The organism is Rathayibacter sp. VKM Ac-2805 (genome assembly GCF_009834265.1).
Classification (GTDB): Bacteria; Actinomycetota; Actinomycetes; order Actinomycetales; family Microbacteriaceae; genus Rathayibacter.
On sequence record NZ_CP047185.1, the window covers coordinates 2,903,831 to 2,920,367 of the forward strand.

Genomic DNA, 16,537 nt, shown 5'->3' on the forward strand with positions numbered 1-16,537 from the left:
GCTCAGGAGCCGGACTCGTCGCTCCGGCGACGGGTGCGGCGATCGAGCGCGGCCTGCGCCGCCTCGGCGGCCGAGTCGGGGGAGCCGACGGGCCCGGTGGGTCCGGCCAGGGTGCTCGAGAGCGACGACAGCCAGCCGGAGTCGTCGCGGCCGGCGTTCAGCGCGTCCGAGAAGAGGGGCAGCTCACTGCGGGTGGCGTGGATCGCGTAGGACTCGCGGGAGAATCCGTTGTCGGGGACGACGGGTGCCCGGCGGGACGCGCGAGTGGCGCCCGGGGCCTGCTCCTGTCGCGAGGCGTCCGGAGCCTGCTCCTGAGAGGACTGCTCCTGGGAGGCCTGCTCCTGGGAGGCCTGCTCCTGGGAGGCCTGCTCCTGAGGGGCATCGCGCTCGTCGCGCGGGGTGCTGCTGTCGTGGTCCACGGCGGTCCTCCTGGTCTCCGCCCCGAGCGGAGGAGCGGGCGCCGCCGTGATGGGGCGGCGCCCGGTCAGGCTACCCCTCGTTCAGGGCGTGGCGTCGTCGGTGGCGCCCGATCGTGGCGCGGGGCGCCAGACGACCAGCTCGGTCCGGCGCTGCGCGCGCGTCCCGTGGCGCAGAGTGACCACGTCGCCCTCGAGACCGGCGGCGAACACGCGGCGGCCGGGCCGGTTCAGGAGCTCGTCGGCGAGGGCCGATTCCAGCTCCCGCACCCGCTGCGAGAGCGACTGCACCTGGTTCTCGAGCTGCAGGATGCGCGCGATGCCCTCGAGCGAGACGCCCTCGGACGAGAGCCGGGCGACCTCGCGCAGCTGCACCACGTCGCGCATCGAGTAGCGGCGCGACTTGCCCGCGGTGCGGGTCGGGCTGACGAGCCCGAGCCGGTCGTACTGCCGCAGCGTCTGCGGGTGCATCCCCGCCAGCTCGGCGGCGACGGCGATCGCGAAGACGGGCGTGTTCTCGTCCATGTCTCCTCCTCCGACCGGTCGCGCCGATCCGGTGCTAGTAGCGGGCCTTCTCCAGGATGTCCTCGCGCGGGTCCTCGTCCGGCTCGGCGGCGGCGTAGGCCTCGAGGGCCTCACGGGCGGCGGCGGACAGGTGGCTCGGGACGGCGACCTGCAGGACGGCGAGCAGGTCGCCCGTGCCCTTGGGAGTCGTGACGCCGCGGCCCTTGACGCGCAGGACGCGGCCGCTCGGGGTGCCTGCGGCGACCCGGAGCTTGACGGGCTCGCCGCCGAGGGTCGGCACCTCGATCGTCGCGCCGAAGACGGCCTCGACGAAGGTGACCGGAACCGTCACGCGCAGGTTCAGTCCGTCGCGCTCGAACACGGGGTGCTTGCGGACCGAGACGGTGAGCACCAGGTCGCCGGGCTCGCCGCCGTCCGGGCTCGGGCGGCCCTTGCCGCGGACGCGGATCTTCTGGTCGTCGGCCACGCCGGCCGGGATGCGCACCGAGAGGGTGCGCCCGTCGCCGGTCTGCAGCTGGACGGTGTCGCCCCGGGTCGCGGTGCGGAAGTCGATGGTGGTGCTGGCGGTGACGTCGGCGCCCTTCTGCGGGCCGCCGAAGCCGCGGTAGCCGCCGCTGGGCTGGCCGAAGCGGCTGCCTCCGCCGCCGAACATGCCGCCGAGGATGTCCTCGAAGCCGGGCGGCGGGCCCTGCTGGGTGCTGTAGGAGGTGCGCCCGCCCTGGCCGAACATGCCGCCGAAGACGTCGTCGAACCCTCCGGGCTGGCCGCCCGCGGTGAAGCGCGCTCCGCCGCCCATGGCGCGGATCTGGTCGTACTCCTTGCGCTGCTCGGCGTCCGAGAGCACGGTGTACGCCTCGCTGATCTCCTTGAAGCGCGCCTCGGCCTTCGCGTCCCCCGGGTTGGAGTCGGGGTGGAACTGGCGGGCGAGCTTGCGGTAGGTCTTCTTCAGATCCGCGGCGGAGACGTCCTTGGACACGCCGAGGACCTTGTAGAAGTCCTTGTCGAACCAATCCTGGCTGGCCATGTGCCTCTTCCTGTGTCGAATGCGGCGAGGGACCCCGCCCCGGTCCGGCAGCGTGCTGCCGAGCGGGGCGGGGTCCTCCGCGGTGGTGGTGCCGGTGGCGGGGTCAGTCGGCGGGGACTGCCACGACCACCTTGGCGGCCCGCAGCAGCGAGCCTCCGAGGTAGTAGCCCGCCTCGACGACGTCCGCGACCGTGGAGGTCTCGGCGCCGGGGGTGGGCTGCTGGAAGATCGCCTCGTGGATGTTCGGGTCGAACAGGTCGCCCACGGCGCCGGTCTTCACCAGGCCGAGCTTCTCCACTCCGCCGCGCAGCTTCTGCGCGATGGCCGTGAAGGGCCCGCCCTCGGCGAGGTCGCCGTGCTTCTCGGCGCGGTCGAGGTCGTCGAGCACGGGGAGGATGACCTTCACCGCGTCGCCGATCGCCCGCTCCTTGTCGACCTGGCGGTTGGCCTCGGTGCGCTTGCGGTAGTTCGCGTACTCCGCGGTCACCCGCTGGAGATCGGCGAGGTGCTCGGCCGCGAGCGTCTCGGCGCTGGACTGTCCCGAGAGGAACGAGAGGTCGGCGTCCGAGAGGCTGGTCTCGACGTCGGGCCCCTCGGCCTCGATGAGGCCCTCCTGGTCCTGGGCGTCCTGCGCCGCCTCGGCTCCCGCCTCGCCGCCGGTGACCGGCTGCTCCTCGGGGAGGTCCTGGGGCTCGTTCTCGGCTGCCATGGCTACTTCGTGTCCTTCGGCTCGTCCTCGTCGATGACCTCGGCGTCGACGATGTCCTCGTCGTCCTTCTTGTCACCGTCGGCCGGAGCGTCCGCGGGGGCGCTCTGCGCGGCCTGGTCCTGGGAGTAGATCGCCTGGCCGATCTTGGTCTGCGAGGCGTTGAGGGCGTCGAACGCGGTCTTGACGGCCGCGTCGTCGTCGCCGGCGAGCGCGGTCTTCAGCGCGTCGACGTCTCCCTGCACCTCGGACTTGACGTCCTCGGGCAGCTTGTCCTCGTTGTCCTTGATCAGCTTGTCGATCGAGTACGCCAGGGTCTCGGCGTTGTTGCGGATCTCGGCCGCCTCGCGGCGGGCCTTGTCCTCGGCGGCGTGCTCCTCGGCCTCGCGGACCATGCGGTCGATGTCGTCCTTGGGCAGCGACGAGCCGCCCGTGATCGTCATCGACTGCTCCTTGCCGGTGCCCTTGTCCTTCGCGGACACGTGGACGATGCCGTTGGCGTCGATGTCGAAGGTGACCTCGACCTGCGGGATGCCGCGCGGGGCCGGCGCGATGCCGGTCAGCTCGAACGTGCCCAGGTTCTTGTTGTCGCGGGTGAACTCGCGCTCGCCCTGGAAGACCTGGATCGCGACGGACGGCTGGTTGTCGTCGGCCGTGGTGAAGGTCTCGGACCTCTTGGTCGGGATCGCGGTGTTGCGCTCGATGAGCTTGGTCATGATCCCGCCCTTGGTCTCGATGCCCAGCGAGAGCGGGGTCACGTCGATCAGGAGGACGTCCTTGCGCTCGCCCTTGAGGACACCGGCCTGCAGCGCGGCGCCGACGGCGACGACCTCGTCCGGGTTGACGCCCTTGTTGGGCTCCTTGCCGCCGGTGAGCTTCTTGACGAGCTCGGCCACGGCCGGCATGCGGGTCGAGCCGCCGACGAGGACCACGTGAGCGATGTCCTCGACCTTGACGCCCGCCTCGGCGATGACGTCGGTGAAGGGCTTGCGGGTGCGCTCGATCAGGTCGCTGGTGAGCTCCTCGAACTTGGCGCGGGTGAGCGTCTCGTCGAGGTTCGCCGGGCCGTTCTCGGTGAGCGAGAGGTAGGGCAGCTGGATGCTGGTCGAGGTGCTCGAGGAGAGCTCCTTCTTCGCCTGCTCCGCGGCCTCCTTGAGGCGCTGGCGAGCGATCTTGTCCTTCGAGACGTCGACGCCGGTCGAGTCCTTGAAGCGCTTGACCAGGTGGTCGACGACGCGCTGGTCCCAGTCGTCGCCGCCGAGGCGGTTGTCGCCCGAGGTCGCGCGGACCTGGATGGTCGAGAAGTCGTCGTCCTTGCCCACCTCGAGGAGGGAGACGTCGAACGTTCCGCCGCCGAGGTCGAAGACGAGGATGAGCTCGTCCTCCTTGCCCTTGTCGAGGCCGTAGGCCAGCGCGGCCGCGGTGGGCTCGTTGATGATGCGCAGGACGTTGAGGCCGGCGATCTCGCCGGCGTCCTTGGTCGCCTGGCGCTCGGCGTCGTTGAAGTAGGCCGGGACGGTGATGACCGCGTCGGTCACCTTGTCGCCCAGGTACTGCTCCGCGTCGCGCTTGAGCTTGCCCAGGATGCGGGCCGAGATCTCCTGCGGGGTGTACTTCTTGTCCTCCACGCCGAAGGTCCAGTCGGTGCCCATGTGGCGCTTGACCGACGCGATGGTGCGGTCGACGTTGGTGACGGCCTGGCGCTTCGCGGTCTCGCCCACGAGCACCTCCCCGTCCTTGGTGAACGCCACGACGGACGGCGTGGTGCGGAAGCCCTCGGCGTTGGCGATGACGGTGGGCTCGCCTCCCTCGAGGACGGCCACGACAGAGTTGGTGGTTCCCAGGTCGATGCCTACGGCACGGGACATATGCGTTGTTCTCCTTCGCGATCGGCGTCGCGCGGGCGGCTGCCGGTCAGTTGACGGGTGGTGCGGAATCCTCTGCGGGAGTTGAGCCCCGCACGCTCAAGTTTACGCATCCGTCGTCTCGCGTCAAGTCCGGACGCGAGAAGTTGAGTCGCATCGGCTCAACTCTCAGACTCACGGGTCCCGCCGCTTCCGGCCGTTCACCTCCTCCCCCTACGGTGGGCCCATGACGACGCGCACCGGCCGCTGGCCCGTCCTCGCCTGGGGCCTGTGGGACTGGGGCGGATCGGCCTTCAACGCGGTGGTGACCACCTTCGTCTTCACCGTCTACCTGACCACCGACGGGCTCTTCGGCACCTCGAGCGGAGTCTCGGCCGCGCTCGGCTGGTCCCTCGCCGCCGCCGGCGTGGTCGTCGCCGTCATCGCGCCGATCACCGGCCGCCGGGCCGACCTCGGCGGGCGCCGCCGGCTCTGGCTCGGGATCCACTCCGCCGTCGTCGTCCTCTGCATCCTGCTGATGTTCCTCGTGCGCCCCGACCCGGCCCTCCTCTGGCTGGGACTCGGACTGCTCGCGGTCGGCACGGTCTTCTTCGAGTTCGCGAGCGTCAACTACAACGCGATGCTCCTCCAGGTCTCGACCCGGGCGACCATCGGCCGCGTCTCCGGCTTCGGGTGGGGCATGGGCTACGTCGGCGGGATCGTCCTGCTGCTGATCGTGTACTTCGGCTTCATCTCGCCCGAGGTCGGGCTCTTCGGAGTGACGGGGGACGACGGCCTCGACGTGCGCGTCTCGATCCTGGTCGCCGGCGTGTGGTTCGCCGTCTTCGCCCTCCCGGTGCTGGTCGCGGTGCCGGAGACGCCGGCGCGCGCGAGCCGGGCGGAGCGCGTCGGCGTGATCGCCTCCTACCGCGCGCTCTTCGCGCAGGTCGCCGCCCTCTGGCGCGAGAGCCGCAGCACCGTGGCCTTCCTCATCGCCAGCGCGGTGTTCCGCGACGGGCTCACCGGGGTCTTCACCTTCGGCGGCGTGCTGGCGCAGGGCACCTTCGGCTTCGACGCCGGCGAGGTGATCCTCTTCGCCATCGCCGCGAACGTCGTGGCCGGAGTGGCGACCATCTCGGTCGGCGCGCTCGACGACCGCATCGGCCCCAAGGCCGTGATCGTCGCCTCGCTCATCGGCCTGGTCGTCTGCGGCACCGCCGTCTTCGTCCTGCACGACGGGGGGAGCACGGTGTTCTGGATCTTCGGCCTGCTGCTGTGCCTGTTCGTCGGCCCGGCGCAGTCGGCGAGCCGAAGCTACCTGGCCCGCCTCATCCCGGAGGGACGCGAGGGCGAGATCTTCGGCCTCTACGCGACCACCGGGCGGGCGGCCTCGTTCCTCGCGCCCGCCGCCTTCGCAGCCGCCGTCTCGATCGCCGCGGCCGTCTCGGGCAGCGGCGAGGCGAACGTGCAGTACTGGGGCATCCTCGGGCTCGTCCTCGTCCTCGCCGTCGGGCTGGTGCTGCTCCTGCCGGTGCGCCGCCCGCCGGCCACCGCCCCCGTCGTGCCGGAGCCGCGGCTCGCGCCGCCCGCCCGCCGGGACTGACGGGGCCCGGCCCGCGGAGTCGCTGGCGACGCCCCTCCCCGCGCGCCGGCGGCCGCGGATCAGACCGTGGCGATCCAGAACACGATCAGCAGGAGCGTGACGAGGAAGCCGGTCAGGAAGTTCAGCGCGAGGAAGCGCTTCCAGCCCGCGTTCGCCCGCTCCGCCTCGGCGTCCTCGAGCGACCGGTACGGCCAGATGCTCACCGCGTACGGCACCGCGAGGATCGCCGCGAGGGTCCCCGGCCAGGGCAGCAGGAGCAGGAGCAGGCCGCTCGCGACGTAGGCGGCGATGGCGAAGCGCGTGGTCGCCTTCGCTCCGATCACGGTCGCGATCGAGCCGATGCCGCCCGCGCGGTCGGCCAGGATGTCCTGCACCGCGCCGAAGGCGTGGCTCGCGATCCCCCAGAGGAAGAACGCCACGAGCAGCGCCACCAGAGGTCCGGTGACCACGGTGCCCGCGAGGGCGATCCCGTAGACGGCCGGGCTGACGAAGTGGGTCGCCGAGGTCAGCGAGTCGACGAACGGGCGCTCCTTGAAGCGGAGCCCCGGCGCACTGTAGGCGATCACGGCGAAGACGCTGATCGCGAGGACCAGCCACGAGACCGGGGACCCGAGCAGCACGAGCGCCACCAGGAACGGCACGTTCGTGGCCACCGCCGCGATGAGCGTCGCTCGGTGCTCGCTCCGGTCGAGCACGGCGCCCTCGACGCCGCCCTTGCGGGGGTTCCGCAGGTCGGACTCGTAGTCGAAGACGTCGTTGATCCCGTACATCGCGAGGTTGTAGGGGATGAGGAAGTAGATCGTGCCGAGCACGAAGGCGAGGTCGATCTCGCGGGTGGTCAGCAGGTACGCCGCCGCGAACGGGTAGGCGGTGTTGACCCAGCTCAGCGGGCGGCTCGAGACGAACAGCGCGCGCAGCCGGTTCACGGCTCGCTCCGACGACGCGAGGGCAGGAGCACCCAGAGCGCCGGGAGGGCGAGGGCCGCGGCGATCGCGTAGGCGAAGTCCTCGATCGGAGCGACACCGATCCGGATGCCCGAGATCAGGTCGTCGTCGTAGGCGACCAGCAGGCCCACTCCGATCATGATGTTGTCGAACACGGCGGTCATCACCAGCAGCACGGCGAGGGTGCCGAGGACGGCGGGCAGGCGCAGGACGCGTCGGCGCAGCGCGAGCACCAGCAGCACCAGCACCACCGCGAGGAACACGGCGTTGAGGAGGAGGTAGGTCACGCGCGCGCCTCCGCCCGCCGGGCGACCCGCTGCGAGAGGAAGCCGTGCACGTCCATCGTCAGGTAGCAGAGCAGGGTGAGGAAGAGGACCTCCTCGACCGGGAGCTCCGGCGCGATCTGCAGGCCGGTCATGTAGGAGGTCTCTCCGCGGAAGAAGACGCCCAGGCCGATCCCCACGAGGTCCCAGACCAGGAAGAACGCGACTCCCACGGGCAGCACGATCGCCGCGCGTCGCGCGTCCGCCCAGAAGAACAGCCGGAAGCGGCGGTCGAGCACGATCATCCCGGTGATCGAGACGAGGAGCGCGAGCAGGTAGAGGATCCCCACGCCTACTCCCCCACGGCGACGGGCGCGACCGGAGCGGACGGCGCCTCCCGCACGGGCAGCGGCTCGGTCGACACGTCGCCGCGCACGCGCTTGAGCATGACCTCGGCGCTGATGATGCACATCGGCAGGCCGATGCCGGGGATCGTGGAGCTGCCGGCGAAGAGCAGGCCGTCGACGTGCCGGCTGACGTTCCCGGCGCGGAAGAAGGCGCTCTGCGAGAGGATGTGGGCCGGTCCGAGCATCGAGCCGCGCCAGGCACCGAGGTCGCTCTCGAAGTCGGCCGGGCCGATGGTGCGGCGGACGACGATCCGCTCGGCCAGGTCGGTCGCGCCGGTCCAGGACGCGATCTGCGCGATGGCCTGGTCGGCGATGGCCTCGACGCGCGCGTCGCCCGCGCCGTCGACTCCGCCGTGGCCGATCGAGGTGTCGGCCGGGATCGGCACGAGCACGAACAGGTTCTCGTGCCCCTCCGGAGCCGTGCTCGCGTCGGTCGCGCTCGGGCGGCAGACGTAGATCGACGCGGGATCGGGGACGGTCGGGTGCTCGCCGAAGATCTTGTCGAAGTTGTCGCGCCAGTCCTTCGTGAAGAGCAGGGTGTGGTGCTCGAGCTCGGGCAGCTCCCCGCGCACGCCCAGGAGGACGAGGACGGCGCTCGGGCCGGGCTCGCGCTTCTCCCAGTAGGCGGGCGGGTAGGTCCGCAGCTCCTCGGGGAGGAGCGACTGCTCGGTGGTGAAGAGGTCGGAGGCGTTGACGACCAGGTCGGCGGGGATCCGCTCCGTGCCGTCGGGGCCCGTGAACTCGACTCCGACGACCTCGGCGCCGCGGCGTCGGCCGCGGGGCGAGCGGGCGGTGAGGATCCGCGTCGCGGGCGAGGACGTGCGGACGGTGACGCCGGCCTCCTCGGCGACGTCGGCGACGGCCTCGATCAGCTTCGTGAATCCGCCCATCGGGTAGAGCACGCCGTCGGCGAGGTCGAGGTGGCTCATCAGGTGGTACATGCTCGGCGCGGCGAACGGCGAGGAGCCGAGGAAGACGGCCGGGTAGCCGAGGATCTGGCGCAGCCGGTTGTCGGTGACCGCCGTCGCCGCGAACGTGTCGAGCGGCGTGAGCAGCAGGCGGCCGAGCCTCCCGGTCCGGCTGAGCACGTCGCGGCGCAGCAGCGGGAGGAAGGAGGAGAAGCTCGTGTAGAGGAAGCGGCGCTTGGCCATCTCGTAGGTGTCGCGCGCGGAGTCGAGGTACGCGCGCATCCGCTCGCCCGCTCCGGACTCGATGCTCTCGAAGAGCGCGAGGTTCGACTCGAGGTCGGCGAGCACGTCGATCGGCTCGTCGACGCCCTCGCTGTAGACCCGGTAGCCGGGGTCGAGCGTGACGAGGTCGAGGCGCTCCTCGGCGCTGGTGCCCATCAGGCGGAAGAAGTGGTCGAACACCTCGGGCATCAGGTACCAGGAGGGACCGGTGTCGAAGCGGAAGCCCTCGTGCTCCCACGAGCCGGCGCGGCCGCCGACGGCCTCGCGCGCCTCCAGGAGGGTCACGTCGTAGCCGTCGCGCGCGAGCAGCGCGGCGGAGGCGAGTCCGCCGATCCCGCCGCCGATGACGACGGCGCGGTGCGGGCCGGTCCTCGAGCGGGTCGCGCGGACGGGGCCGGGGCCCAGGCGCGGGCCCAGCGTCGACACGGCCGCCTTCGCCGCGAGCGCCGCCTTGGCGGCCGTGGGCACGCTGACGCGGGCGCGGAGGAGCTCCTCGGCGGGCGTCGCGCGGATCCGGTCGGCCAGGGCGGCGAAGAGGGAGTGGGCCAGCAGGACCGCGCGCCGGCTCGAGCGCGGGAGCTCGGGCACGATGGCGGCGGCCTCGGCGAGGTCGTCGTCGAGGTCGGCGAGCAGCGAGGCCTTGTCGCGCTCGGAGAACGCCCGCGGGTCGACTCCGGGGAAGTAGCTGCGGCCGAGGCCGTCGACGTCGGCGGCGAGATCGCGGAGGAAGTTGACCTTCTGGAACGCGGCGCCCAGGCGGCGCGCTCCGGCCACGAGCCGCGCGCGGGCGGCCTCGGAGACGAGCCCCGCGTCCGGCGCCGCGAGGAACACATGCAGGCACATCAGCCCGACGACCTCGGCGGAGCCGTAGACGTAGGCCTCGAAGGACTCGGGGGTGTGCTCGGTCTCGCGGAGGTCGGCGCGCATCGACGCGAAGAACGGCCGGGTGAGCTCGGTGCCGAATCCGGTCGCCCGCGCGGTCCGAGCGAAGGCGTGGATCACGAGGTTGGAGCTGTAGCCGGAGGCGAGCGCGCGCTCGGTCTCGGCCTCGAAGGCGTCGAGGGACTCCTCCACCGCGGCCCGGTCGAGACGGGCCTCCTCGGCGACGCCGTCGACGATCTCGTCGGCGACGCGCACGAGGGCGTAGACGTCCTCCACCCGCTCGCGGACGCCCGGGGCGAGCAGACGCGTGGCCAGCCCGAAGGAGGTGGAGTAGCGGCGGATCACCTGCGCGGACGACTCGTGCGCGACGCGGTCGTACAGTTCGCTCTGGCGGCTCATCGTGCCACCGTACGGGGGCTCGGCCGGGCGGAGCGCATCGTCGCGCGCATCCGCGCGTGGCGGACAGCGCTCATCGGGTGCGCCCGACCACGCTGGCCACGAGCGGGCGGACCTCGTTGCGGAACGCCTCCGACACCGCGGGCGTCTCCAGAGCCGCCCAGGCGCGGTCGGCGAACTGGTTCGCGAGCCCCTCGGCGTAGCTGCGGGCGCCGCACTCCTCGAGGATGCCGCGCACCTTCTCCGCGGTCTCGGGCGCGAGGTGCTCGTCGCCGATCAGCGCCTCGATGTCGGGCCAGCAGTCCGTGCCGGCCGCGTGGGCGATGAGGACGGTGCGCTTGCCCTCGCGGAGGTCGCCCAGCGTGGTCTTGCCGGTCTGTCCCTCGGAGCCGAAGACGCCGAGCAGGTCGTCGACGATCTGGTAGGCGATGCCGATCCAGCGGCCGAACTCGCCGAGCGCGTCCACCGCGGCGTCCGAGGCTCCGGCGAGGATCGCTCCGGCCTGCAGCGGCGCCTCGAACGAGTAGACGGCGGTCTTGAGGCGCTCCATCTCGAGCACCTCGTCGACCGAGGGCATGCCCGGCATGAGCGAGAAGTCCACATCGGCCAGCTCGCCGGCGGCGGAGGCGAAGACGGCCTCGTCGAGCAGGGTGAGCAGGCGGGCCCGCACGCCGTCGGAGGCGCCGACGCCCTCGACGAGGCGGTGGGCGCCGGTGAGGGCGAGGTCCCCGGCGATCACGGCCACCGAGGTGCCCCGGTGCTCGGCGATCGGGATGGAGAGGCCCGCGGTCGTCGCCTCGTCGCGGTAGCTGCCCGAGACGTTCGGGCCGCCGCGGCGCACGAAGTCGCGGTCGATCACGTCGTCGTGCACGATCAGCGCGGTGTGCAGCAGCTCGAACGCCGCGCCGAGATGGGCGGCGGCCTCCGGATCCTGGCCGCCGTGGGCCTCGTACGCCGAGATCACCATCAGCGGGCGGAAGCGCTTGCCGCCGCGGGTGTTGGCCTCCAGCGTCTGCCAGAGGGTCAGGTAGCGGGGTCCGAGACGCACCGCCCGGGACCTCGCCAACGAGAAGAACCTGTCCAGGACGGCATCGACGTGCTCCTGCCTCAACCGGGACAGAACCACGGGGTCGCGCGTATCCACGGGGGAAGGCTAACAAAGGGGAGAACCAGGACGATAAGCCGGCTGATGTGTTGCGGCGTGCTTGACTTGCGGGTATGACTTCGCCAGCCGCCACTGTGCAGACGGACCGGATCGAGCAGGTGGTCCTCCTCGACGAGGCCGGGAACGCCGTGGGGGTCGCCGACAAGGCGACCGTGCACGACACGGCCACCCCCCTGCACCTCGCGTTCTCCTGCCACGTCTTCTCCCCGGACGGCGCGCTGCTGGTGACCCGCCGCGCGCTGGAGAAGCGCACCTGGCCGGGCGTCTGGACCAACTCCTTCTGCGGGCACCCCGCCCCGGGCGAGCGGATCGAGGACGCCGTCGTCCGCCGGGCCGAGCGCGAGCTCGGCGCCCGGCTGGCCACGCTGGAGGTCGCCCTGCCGGACTTCCGCTACCGCGCGGTCGACGCGTCCGGCGTCGTCGAGAACGAGATCTGCCCCGTCTACACGGCGACGCTGTCGAGCCGCGACGCCCTCGATCCGCGCCTCGACGAGGTCATGGACTACGAGTGGGTCGACGCCGAGGCGACGCTCGCCGCCGTCCGCTCGACCCCCTGGGCGTTCTCCCCCTGGCTCGTGCTGCAGCTCCCCCGCCTGCTGGGCTGACCCCTACGCCCTGATCCCTGCGCCGGCGTCAGTCGGTGTAGACGTCCGTGCGGTGGAAGTTGAGCGCCGACCGCGACGCGGTCGGACCGCGCTGGCCCTGGTACCGCGAGCTGTACTCCGCCGAGCCGTAGGGCTTCTCGGCGGGCGAGCTGAGGCGGAAGAAGCACATCTGGCCGATCTTCATCCCCGGCCAGAGCGTGATGGGGAGCGTCGCGACGTTGCTGAGCTCGAGGGTGACGTGGCCGGTGAAGCCCGGATCGATGAACCCGGCGGTCGAGTGGGTCAGCAGCCCGAGCCGTCCGAGCGAGCTCTTGCCCTCGAGGCGCGCCGCGATGTCGTCCGGCAGGGACACCTCCTCGTAGGTCGAGCCGAGCACGAACTCTCCCGGGTGGAGGATGAACGGCTCGCCCTGCGGCGTCTCGACCAGGCGAGTCAGCTCGGGCTGGTCCTCGGCCGGATCGATGTACGGGTAGCGGTGATTGTCGAACAGCCGGAAGAAGCGGTCGAGGCGCACATCGACGGACGACGGCTGCAGCATCGACGGATCGTGCGGGGCGAGCCCCACGCGGCCGGAGGCGAGTTCGAGCGAGATGTCGCGGTCGGAGAGGAGCACGCTGCGATCCTAGGGCGTGGCGCGACCCCGGGGCATGGGCCGGCTCCGGGCCTTGCTACGATGTCCTGGTGCGCCCGAGCGGCGCCGCGCGAGTGTAGTTCAATGGTAGAACTTCTGCTTCCCAAGCAGATGGCGCGGGTTCGATTCCCGTCACTCGCTCTCCTCTCCCCTCGTCTGCGGCCGGTCCTCCGGCCCGATGCGGGCGGCTCCTCCTCCGGCGCTGCAGCGGCGTCCGGCAGCGCAGCGGCGTCCGGCAGCCCCGCGGTATCCGTCAGCCCAGCAGCGGCAGCCGCCCGACGATCCTGTCGATCCGGTTCCTCGGCCCCACCAGGCTGACCGCGAGGTACTGCAGCTCGTCGGAGCCGCTCGCCGCGACCGCCTCCCGGTACTCGTCGTACACCCGGGTGGCCTGCGCGGATGCGGGCATGTCGGCGACGAACGTCCCGTCGTGCGCCTCGGCCTTGGCGCGGATCGCGAGCAGGGTGGCCGCGTCGGCGGCGAGGACCGTGCAGCCGGCCCACGGCAGACCGGGATGCAGCGATCCGGACGCGTCGGCGGGGCTCGGTCCGAGCAGTCCCGCGACGTGCGCGGCCGTCGCGGCGCCCACGCAGATCGCGGCGTTCACGGCGCGGCCTGCCGGGAGGGATTCGTCGACGACGACCACCCACTTGAGGCGGGCGGAGCGGGTGGGCGCGGCGGTGTCGATCTCGTCGGGGTGGAACCCGACGGCGTCGGGGGCGGGGATGGTCATGCTGCTCCTCGGTTCGTGCGAAGTGACGTCACGAACAGTAGGCAGCAGGAGCAGCCTCCGGCAGGATCTCCGTATGAACGACCAGCAGAACGGCCCAGGAGCGGCACTCGACGAACTCGACGTCCGGATCCTGCAGGTCCTGCAGTCGGAGGCACGGATCACGAACCGGGACCTCGCAGCCGCGGTGCACGTCTCACCGACCACCGCTCTCGACCGCACGAGGAGCCTCCGGCGCCGCGGCGTCATCACCGGCGCGACGCTCACCCTCGACTTCGCGGCCCTCGGGCGCGGCGTGCAGGCGCTGATCGCGGTCCGCATCCGCCCGCCGTCGCGCGAGATCATCGAGGCCTTCCGCGACTGGGTCGCCGGCCTCGACGAGACGGTCGGCGTGTTCGTCACCTCCGGCTCCGAGGACTTCATCATCCACGTCGCCGTCCGCGACAACCAGGACCTCTACGCCTTCGTCATCGACGAGCTGACCCAGCGGCGCGAGGTCGCGGACGTGCGCACCTCGGTGGTCTACGAGCACCTGCGCGAGCAGGTGGTCCTGCCGCTGGAGCCGCACGGCCGCGCGGAGCGGTGAGGCGCCCGAGCGGCGGATCCGACGCGACACGCCGGGCGGATCAGTGGCAGCGCGCGGGATCGCGGGACGCAGAGGGCAGGGTGGAGGGGTGACAGAGCTCGTCCAGATCCCGTCGCCGGGCGTCGCCCTCGAGTACGGGCACCCCGGCCGGCCCGTGGTGGTCGTGCTGCACGACGTGTTCGGGCGCCTGCCGTGGCTCGAGCCGTTCGCCGAGGCCGTGGCGAAGCACGGCTACCACGTGCTCGTGCCGGACCTCTACGACGGCTGGGCCACGCTCGCCCCGGAGGACGCGCGGGACCTCGCCGCGATGGCCGCGCAGGACCGCACCCTCGCCGCCGTCGCCGAGGCGGTCGGCACCGGAGTCGCGGCCGGGGCCCCGCGCAGCGCCGTCATCGGGTTCGGCTTCGGCGGCCGCCTCGGGCTGCTCGCCGCGGGCACCGGGCTCGTGGACGCGGTGGTCGCGTACTACGCCACCCTCGGTGCGGAGGAGCACGTGCTGGTCCCGTGCCCCACCCTCCTGCACTACGCGCAGAGCGACGAGTGGCCCGCGGGCGACGACCCGGAGTCGTTCGTCGGACGGCTGAAGGAGTCGGGGACGCCGGTCACGGCGCACACCTACCCGGACACGCAGCGGCACTTCGCGAACGGCAACCTGCGCGACGCGGTCAGCCCCGCCTCCGCGGCGCTCGCCTACGCGCGGACGCTCTCGTTCCTCAATCCGCAGCTCATCGACACCTGAGCACTCAGCCCTGCACGTCGTGCAGGTGGTGCTGGACGTCGTGCAGGTAGTAGCGGGCGATCGTGTCGACCGTGAACGCCGCGCCGTCGCTGCGGCGGCCTCGGCGCTGCCACTGGGCGCCGGCGACGGAGTCGAACACCTCGGCGATGCGCTCGGCCGCCTCGACCAGCTCTCGGCCGACCTGCACGGGGTCCTGCTGGTCGTAGCGCTCCTCCACGGCGGTGACGTCCTGGTCCCAGTTGGGGTAGAGCGGGTCGTCGCCGGCGAGCATCAGCTGCACGCGGGTGCGGTAGATCCGGTGCACGTCGCGCACGTGCGCGGCGTACTCGAGCGGCGACCAGGTCTCGTTGTCGGGCCGGCCCGCCGCGTCGTCGCGGTCGAGCACGTAGGGCCAGGCGGCGGCGTTCTCGCGGATGAGCTCGGCGACCTCGTCGGCGTCGACGAGCGAGGCGTCGAAACCGCACTCGAGGCAGGGGCGCTCGAGGACCCAGGTCCAGTCCTTGGTGTCGGGAGTGATCGGCATGGCACCAGAGTAGGGCGCCGCCGGATCAGCAGCGCGTCGGGGTCCCCTGCACGGCGCCGCGCTCGCCGTCGGCCGTCCACGGGAGCCGGGGCAGGCCTTCCGCTCCCGCCGCGGCGCCCTGCTCGACCGCGATCGCGGCCAGGGTGCGGGCGACGGTCGCGGCGAAGTCCCCGCCGGGCGTCGAGCTGTTGATCGAGACGGCCACGGTCAGGCCCGAGACCGGGTCGGAGTAGGCCGCGGTGACGAAGCCGGGCGCGAGGCCCGAGAAGCCGCGGAGGGGTCCCGCCTCGTGCCCGCCGAGGCCGGCGCGGAGGTAGTCGGCGCGGCCCTGGCCCTGGACGACCGGGTCCTGCCACATCGCGTCGCCTGCGGGATCGGCCGCGAGGCCCGTCGCCAGGCGCCGGAGGTCCTCCAGATCGGTGAGCGCTCCGCCCGCGGCGCCGAGGGCGGACGGGGACGCGGCGGTGACGTCGAGCCGCACGTCGCAGCGCTTCTCCCCGGTCGCCGGGTCCAGCGCGACCGCGTAGCCGCGGGGGGACGGAGCGGGCAGGTCGACCTCGGAGGCGCCGGGCAGCTCCGTGCTGCGCAGCCCGTACCGCGGCACCACGTACTGGTCGTAGAGCTCCCCGATGCTCCGACCGGTCACCTGCGCGGCGACGATGCCGGCGAGCAGCGGACCGGTCGCGGAGTCGGACCACGCCGCTCCGGGCTCGGCCGAGGCGCCGCGCACCTGGGCCGCGGCGAGCAGCTCGAGCGTCGGCCACTGCCGCGGGGGGTTCTGGAGCACGGTCGGCCAGAGGGCCGAGCGGAAGTCGGCCAGGCCGGAGGTGTGCGCGCAGAGCTCCCGCAGGGTGAGACCGTCGATGCCGGGCAGCGAGCGCAGCGTCTCGCCGACGTCGGCGTCGAGGTCGACCCGGCCGGAGTCGGCGAGGGCGAGGACCACGTCGCAGGTCATCGCCTCGGTGCCGCCGGTGCCGAGCCGCAGGTGCGCGTCGGTGGTGAGGGCGGTGGTGCGCTCGTCCGACTCCCAGCCGACCGCGCCCTCCCAGCTGCCTCCCCAGGGAGACCAGACTCCGGCGACCGCTCCTGTCGCGCCTGCGACGCCGACCGTCTCGTCGAGGAACCCCGACAGAGCGGAGGCGAGCTCCTCCGATGCGGCCTGCGCGGGCGCCTCCGCCACGCGCGAGGCGGTGGCGGGCGTGCAGCCGGCCAGTGCGAGCACGAGGACCGGGACGGCGAGCAGTCCCGTCCGCGTCGGTCTGCGAGATCCCATGCCGTGCGACTCCCCCGTCGTCTGCGAACGGCACCACTGTACGGGGGCGTCGTCGGGCCCGAGAGGGCCGCTGTCGGCCCGATCG

At 72.5% G+C, this 16,537-nt stretch carries 18 protein-coding genes and 1 tRNA gene; 5 read left to right on the plus strand and 14 right to left on the minus strand.

Annotation, left to right across the window (positions count from 1 at the left end; all coding sequences use genetic code 11):
• Positions 1-2: 2 nt before the first annotated feature.
• The 5 genes from GSU40_RS16955 to dnaK form a co-directional block, all read right to left on the minus strand.
• The gene (locus GSU40_RS16955) at positions 3-419 is read right to left on the minus strand and encodes a hypothetical protein (protein WP_208543319.1); all 417 of its coding nucleotides are present in this window, start codon (positions 417-419) and stop codon (positions 3-5) included.
• An 81-nt stretch (positions 420-500) separates the two neighbouring features.
• Positions 501-941: a MerR family transcriptional regulator gene (locus tag GSU40_RS13595; RefSeq protein WP_104315058.1), complete on the minus strand. Its 441-nt coding sequence runs from the start codon at positions 939-941 to the stop codon at positions 501-503.
• Between the two features lie 34 nt (positions 942-975).
• Positions 976-1,965 (minus strand): DnaJ C-terminal domain-containing protein, encoded by a 990-nt coding sequence (locus tag GSU40_RS13600; protein ID WP_160035313.1) that lies wholly within the window; start codon positions 1,963-1,965, stop codon positions 976-978.
• A 103-nt stretch (positions 1,966-2,068) separates the two neighbouring features.
• Entirely contained in the window at positions 2,069-2,674 is a 606-nt protein-coding gene (locus tag GSU40_RS13605; protein WP_104237617.1) for a nucleotide exchange factor GrpE, read from the minus strand.
• A gap of 2 nt (positions 2,675-2,676) precedes the next feature.
• The gene (gene dnaK, locus GSU40_RS13610; RefSeq protein WP_104222890.1) at positions 2,677-4,539 is read right to left on the minus strand and encodes a molecular chaperone DnaK; all 1,863 of its coding nucleotides are present in this window, start codon (positions 4,537-4,539) and stop codon (positions 2,677-2,679) included.
• Between the two features lie 223 nt (positions 4,540-4,762).
• Between dnaK and GSU40_RS13615 the strand changes: the two genes are divergently transcribed.
• Complete coding sequence (locus GSU40_RS13615; protein WP_104226134.1) at positions 4,763-6,118, plus strand: MFS transporter; 1,356 nt, start codon at positions 4,763-4,765, stop codon at positions 6,116-6,118.
• Positions 6,119-6,177: 59 nt separating this feature from the next.
• Here GSU40_RS13615 and GSU40_RS13620 read toward each other — a convergent pair whose 3' ends face one another.
• From GSU40_RS13620 to GSU40_RS13640, 5 genes are all read right to left on the minus strand, one after another.
• A complete protein-coding gene (locus tag GSU40_RS13620) occupies positions 6,178-7,044 on the minus strand; it encodes a prenyltransferase (RefSeq protein ID WP_104222892.1) in 867 nt (288 codons plus the stop codon).
• Positions 7,041-7,349 (minus strand): lycopene cyclase domain-containing protein, encoded by a 309-nt coding sequence (locus GSU40_RS13625; RefSeq protein WP_160035315.1) that lies wholly within the window; start codon positions 7,347-7,349, stop codon positions 7,041-7,043. The genes GSU40_RS13620 and GSU40_RS13625 overlap by 4 nt, the downstream gene beginning before the upstream one ends.
• Positions 7,346-7,675 carry a lycopene cyclase domain-containing protein gene (locus GSU40_RS13630; protein WP_104222894.1) on the minus strand — a complete coding sequence of 110 codons (330 nt, stop codon included), beginning with the start codon at positions 7,673-7,675 and terminating at the stop codon, positions 7,346-7,348. The genes GSU40_RS13625 and GSU40_RS13630 overlap by 4 nt, the downstream gene beginning before the upstream one ends.
• Before the next feature lie 2 nt (positions 7,676-7,677).
• Positions 7,678-10,203, minus strand: coding sequence for a phytoene desaturase family protein (gene crtI, locus GSU40_RS13635; protein ID WP_160035317.1), 2,526 nt, complete (start codon positions 10,201-10,203; stop codon positions 7,678-7,680).
• A 70-nt stretch (positions 10,204-10,273) separates the two neighbouring features.
• The gene (locus GSU40_RS13640; RefSeq protein WP_244229492.1) at positions 10,274-11,248 is read right to left on the minus strand and encodes a polyprenyl synthetase family protein; all 975 of its coding nucleotides are present in this window, start codon (positions 11,246-11,248) and stop codon (positions 10,274-10,276) included.
• A gap of 170 nt (positions 11,249-11,418) precedes the next feature.
• Between GSU40_RS13640 and idi the strand changes: the two genes are divergently transcribed.
• A complete protein-coding gene (gene idi, locus GSU40_RS13645; RefSeq protein WP_104222897.1) occupies positions 11,419-11,970 on the plus strand; it encodes an isopentenyl-diphosphate Delta-isomerase in 552 nt (183 codons plus the stop codon).
• A 28-nt stretch (positions 11,971-11,998) separates the two neighbouring features.
• Here idi and dcd read toward each other — a convergent pair whose 3' ends face one another.
• Entirely contained in the window at positions 11,999-12,583 is a 585-nt protein-coding gene (dcd, locus tag GSU40_RS13650) for a dCTP deaminase (protein ID WP_104222898.1), read from the minus strand.
• An 88-nt stretch (positions 12,584-12,671) separates the two neighbouring features.
• Here dcd and GSU40_RS13655 point away from each other — a divergent pair.
• Positions 12,672-12,742: transfer RNA gene (locus GSU40_RS13655), tRNA-Gly, on the plus strand.
• Between the two features lie 112 nt (positions 12,743-12,854).
• Here GSU40_RS13655 and GSU40_RS13660 read toward each other — a convergent pair.
• Positions 12,855-13,334, minus strand: coding sequence for a DUF2000 domain-containing protein (locus GSU40_RS13660; protein ID WP_104222899.1), 480 nt, complete (start codon positions 13,332-13,334; stop codon positions 12,855-12,857).
• Between the two features lie 73 nt (positions 13,335-13,407).
• Here GSU40_RS13660 and GSU40_RS13665 point away from each other — a divergent pair, with 73 nt between their 5' ends.
• Together GSU40_RS13665 and GSU40_RS13670 are read left to right on the plus strand one after the other, a co-directional pair.
• A complete protein-coding gene (locus GSU40_RS13665) occupies positions 13,408-13,917 on the plus strand; it encodes an Lrp/AsnC family transcriptional regulator (RefSeq protein WP_104345620.1) in 510 nt (169 codons plus the stop codon).
• A gap of 88 nt (positions 13,918-14,005) precedes the next feature.
• On the plus strand, positions 14,006-14,656 hold the full coding sequence (locus tag GSU40_RS13670; RefSeq protein ID WP_104237610.1) for a dienelactone hydrolase family protein: 651 nt from the start codon (positions 14,006-14,008) through the stop codon (positions 14,654-14,656).
• 4 nt (positions 14,657-14,660) lie between these two features.
• Here the strand turns inward: GSU40_RS13670 and GSU40_RS13675 are convergent, their stop codons facing one another.
• Positions 14,661-15,179, minus strand: coding sequence for a DinB family protein (locus GSU40_RS13675; RefSeq protein WP_160035319.1), 519 nt, complete (start codon positions 15,177-15,179; stop codon positions 14,661-14,663).
• Between the two features lie 25 nt (positions 15,180-15,204).
• A complete protein-coding gene (locus GSU40_RS13680; RefSeq protein WP_160035321.1) occupies positions 15,205-16,452 on the minus strand; it encodes a serine hydrolase domain-containing protein in 1,248 nt (415 codons plus the stop codon).
• Between the last annotated feature and the right edge of the window lie 85 nt (positions 16,453-16,537).